This is a genomic window from Coprococcus sp. TM115-187 (genome assembly GCF_027679115.1).
Lineage (GTDB): Bacteria > Bacillota > Clostridia > Lachnospirales > Lachnospiraceae > Allocoprococcus > Allocoprococcus comes.
This window is the reverse complement of record NZ_JAQEKS010000046.1, coordinates 1-3,855: the sequence shown is the minus strand read 5'-3', so window position 1 is coordinate 3,855 and position 3,855 is coordinate 1. Positions and strand designations below refer to the sequence as shown.

The window sequence follows — 3,855 nt, the reverse complement described above, 5'->3', positions numbered from 1 at the left end:
CTCTAAGGAATTGACCTAATTATCTAAGTTTCATGTCCACACTATAGGGTCCATTATAATATGAAGCGTCCTGCTACTTCTCCTGTGATAAAAAATGCAGAAGTCAAGGCTGGAAAAGAAACTGTCCGAACCAATATCAGACAGGAACAACAGGTCAAAGGTGTTACCAGAACAAACCAGCCGAATGTAGCGAAATCCAGAAGTAATCAAAAGAAAACAACCATACAGAAACAGGTCAACCAAAAACAGAATCGTAAGACTGTTACGAAGCAACCAGAGAAAGAACGGAAGAAATGAGATTAAAACGTATCCTTATCATAGGTACGATATTTCCAGTCCTTTTCTCCATCATCCTCTTTTTCGGGATATTGATTTCCGGCGAAGATGACGACAGTTCAAACAGCTATTCGCCTGTCTATTCCGGCATGAACCTGTCAGCCGATGTCCTCAAACATCAGCCGATGGTGGAAAAATACGCCAGAGAAAACGGTATCTCGGAGTATGTGAACGTCCTGCTTTCCATCATACAGGTGGAAAGTGACGGTACAGCTACCGATGTCATGCAGTCCAGCGAAAGTCTGGGATTACCGCCAAACTCATTAAGTACAGAAGAATCCATTAAGCAGGGGTGTAAATATTTTGCGTCCCTGCTTTCTTCCTGTAAAGCCAAAGGCATAAATGACATTAACGTGGTCATTCAATCTTATAACTATGGCGGTGGCTATGCTGACTATGTAGCAAAGAATGGAAAAAAGCACAGCTTCAACCTTGCAGAGAATTTCGCAAAGAATAAATCCGGCGGTACAAAAGTGACCTATACGAACCCAATAGCAGTCAGTAAAAATGGTGGCTGGCGTTATAACTACGGGAATATGTTCTATGTGGAGCTGGTCAACCAATATCTGACTGTGAAGCAGTTTAGCAACGAAACGGTACAGGCGGTTATGAATGAAGCGTTGAAGTATCAAGGCTGGAAATATGTCTATGGTGGCAGTAATCCAAACACTTCTTTTGACTGTTCTGGTCTTACTCAATGGTGCTACGGAAAAGCCGGAATCAGCCTGCCACGAACCGCACTGGCACAGTATGACGCAACCCAGCATATCCCGTTGTCACAGGCACAGGCTGGCGATTTGGTCTTTTTCCATTCCACTTACAATACCAGCGACTATGTTACCCATGTAGGAATCTATGTGGGAAACCATCAGATGTATCATGCCGGAAATCCAATCGGCTATACCGATTTGACCTCTGCCTACTGGCAACAGCACATCATTTGTGCCGGAAGAATCAAACAATAGAAAGGACTTGAAATATGTTTAAGAAGAAAGAAAAAACAGAGAAAGCACCTACGAATAAGAAAGTGCGTATCATGAAAGTCGGGACACATAAAAAATCTGTCCTGTTGTTGTGGGCGGTGCTTCTGGCAAGCACCAGTTTTGGTGTGTATAAGAATTTTACCGCCATTGACACCCACACGATACATGAAAAAGAAATCATTCAACTAAGATTGAACGATACCAACGGTATTGAGAATTTCGTCAAGAACTTTGCGAAAGCCTACTACTCATGGGATACCAGCAAGGAAGCCATTGAAGCAAGGACAACGGAAATCAGTAAATACCTTACCAAAGAATTACAGGACTTGAACGCCGATACCATCAGAACAGATATACCAACCAGTGCGACCGTTACAAATGTGCTGGTCTGGAATGTAGAACAATCTGGAACGGACGATTTTACCGTTGCCTACGAAGTAGATCAGCAGGTAAAAGAGGGAGAACAGACACAGGCAGTCACAGAAAACTATACCGTGACCGTTCATGTAGATAAGGACGGTGCAATGGTCATTACCCAGAATCCTACCCTTGCTCCGTCGGTACAGAAATCAAAGTATGAACCGAAAGTACAGGAAGCCGATGTCAGTGTCAGTTCCGACACAGTTAAGGACGCTACCGCTTTCTTGGAAACATTCTTTAAGCTCTATCCGACAGCTACGGAAAAGGAACTTGCCTACTATGTCAAAGACGGTGTGATTGCTCCTGTATCCGGCGACTATGTATTTTCGGAACTGGTAAACCCTGTCTTTACCAAAGACGGCGACAACCTCAAAGTCAGCGTGTCCGTAAAGTATCTGGATAACAAGTCGAAATGACGCAAATCTCACAGTATGAGCTTGTGCTTCATAAGGACGATAACTGGAAGATTGTAGAATAAATGTTACAGCAGAATAGTATGGTAATTGTTTATCCAATCTACTACAATATGTTTATGGTTAATATCCCTTACAGCCAGTAAGGAATTATCCATCTTGTTGCTTAAGCTGTATAATGATGGAGCAATCGGTATATCGTCTTCCAATCTTGGACTTCGCGTCCGTAAATTAGACTGATAACCAGCTCCTCATTCGCAGCGTTCGTTTTATGCAGGTTGAATCGCCATAGGTGCATTCGCGTCACACCACAGTAGATTGAATAGGCAATGAGTAAAACTGGTATTTATCCATTGCAATAATCTTAAGGAGTGACAATTTATGAACGCAGTAGGTATCGATGTTTCAAAAGGTAAGAGTATGGTTGCTATCATGCGACCTTTCGGTGAAATTGTTTCCGCACCTTTAGAAATCAAACACACAACCAGTGATATCCATTCACTTGTAGAACTCATCAACTCTGTTGAAGGGGAGTCCCGAATCGTGATGGAGCACACAGGACGTTATTATGAAGTCCTCGCCCATCAGCTTTCAAAGGCAAATCTTTTCGTCAGTGCCATTAACCCAAAACTTATCAAAGACTTTGATAATGATTCTCTTCGTAAAGTGAAATCTGATAAAGCGGATTCTGTTAAGATTGCCCGATATGCTCTTGACAAATGGCAAAATCTTAAACAGTATAATGTTATGGATGAATTACGCAATCAGCTCAAAACCATGAACCGTCAGTTCGGCTTTTACATGAAGCACAAGACGGCTATGAAAAATAATCTTATCGGCATCCTTGACCAAACCTATCCTGGTGTTAATACTTACTTTGACAGTCCTGCACGCAGTGACGGCAGCCAGAAATGGGTTGATTTTGCATCTACATACTGGCATGTGGACTGTGTCCGTAAAATGTCTCTGAATGCCTTTATCGACCATTATCAAAACTGGTGCAAACGTAAGAAGTACAACTTCAGCCAATCCAAAGCTGAGGAAATCTATGGAAAAGCAAAGGAACTTGTTCCTGTACTTCCTAAGGATGACATTACAAAGCTTATTATCAAGCAGGCTGTAAACCAGCTTAACAGTGCTTCTACAACCGTTGAATCACTACGCACACTTATGAATGAAACTGCATCCAAACTCCCAGAGTATCCTATTGTTATGGCGATGAAAGGGGTTGGTGCTTCGCTTGGTCCTCAATTGATGGCTGAGATTGGTGATGTTTCCCGTTTTACCCATAAAGGTGCTATTACTGCTTTTGCCGGTGTAGATCCCGGTGTTAATGAATCGGGAAGTTATGAACAAAAAAGTGTTCCAACTTCAAAACGAGGCTCATCTGATCTTAGAAAGACTTTATTTCAGGTAATGGATGTCTTAATAAAAACACACCCACAGGATGATCCTGTGTATCAGTTCATAGATAAGAAACGGGCACAAGGCAAGCCTTATTATGTCTATATGACTGCAGGTGCCAACAAGTTTCTAAGAATCTATTACGGACGAGTGAAAGAATATCTTTCATCTCTTCCAGAATCCTAATCATCATTATAATTCTCAGACCAGCACTGGTGTGGTGGTCTTATTTTGATACCTAATTTTCAACCTGTATAAAATTTTCAATGTTCTTCAATTTAGCCTTGACTTTTTATTTG

3 protein-coding genes and 1 pseudogene are annotated in these 3,855 nt (G+C 41.8%); all 4 read left to right on the top strand.

The genetic code is table 11. From position 1 onward, the window contains the following. The first annotated feature begins 60 nt into the window (after positions 1 to 60). The 4 genes and pseudogenes from PGW42_RS15655 (at position 61) to PGW42_RS15640 (ending at position 3,742) form a co-directional block, all read left to right on the top strand. Positions 61 to 297 (top strand): hypothetical protein, encoded by a 237-nt coding sequence (locus PGW42_RS15655; RefSeq protein WP_270235183.1) that lies wholly within the window; start codon positions 61 to 63, stop codon positions 295 to 297. Continuing rightward, positions 294 to 1,301: a bifunctional lytic transglycosylase/C40 family peptidase gene (locus PGW42_RS15650; RefSeq protein WP_270235181.1), complete on the top strand. Its 1,008-nt coding sequence runs from the start codon at positions 294 to 296 to the stop codon at positions 1,299 to 1,301. Before PGW42_RS15655 ends, PGW42_RS15650 begins: the two co-directional genes overlap by 4 nt. Positions 1,302 to 1,315: 14 nt before the next feature. Next, positions 1,316 to 2,217, top strand: a pseudogene (locus tag PGW42_RS15645) (conjugal transfer protein). Positions 2,218 to 2,533: 316 nt separating this feature from the next. Continuing rightward, positions 2,534 to 3,742 carry an IS110 family transposase gene (locus PGW42_RS15640; protein ID WP_270235180.1) on the top strand — a complete coding sequence of 403 codons (1,209 nt, stop codon included), beginning with the start codon at positions 2,534 to 2,536 and terminating at the stop codon, positions 3,740 to 3,742. Positions 3,743 to 3,855 lie beyond the last annotated feature (113 nt).

Coding starts and splice junctions, on each gene's coding strand:
- PGW42_RS15655 (WP_270235183.1), top strand. CDS start 61: ATGAAGCGTCCTGCTACTTCTCCTGTGATAAAAAATGCAGAAGTCAAG.
- PGW42_RS15640 (WP_270235180.1), top strand. CDS start 2,534: ATGAACGCAGTAGGTATCGATGTTTCAAAAGGTAAGAGTATGGTTGCT.
- PGW42_RS15650 (WP_270235181.1), top strand. CDS start 294: ATGAGATTAAAACGTATCCTTATCATAGGTACGATATTTCCAGTCCTT.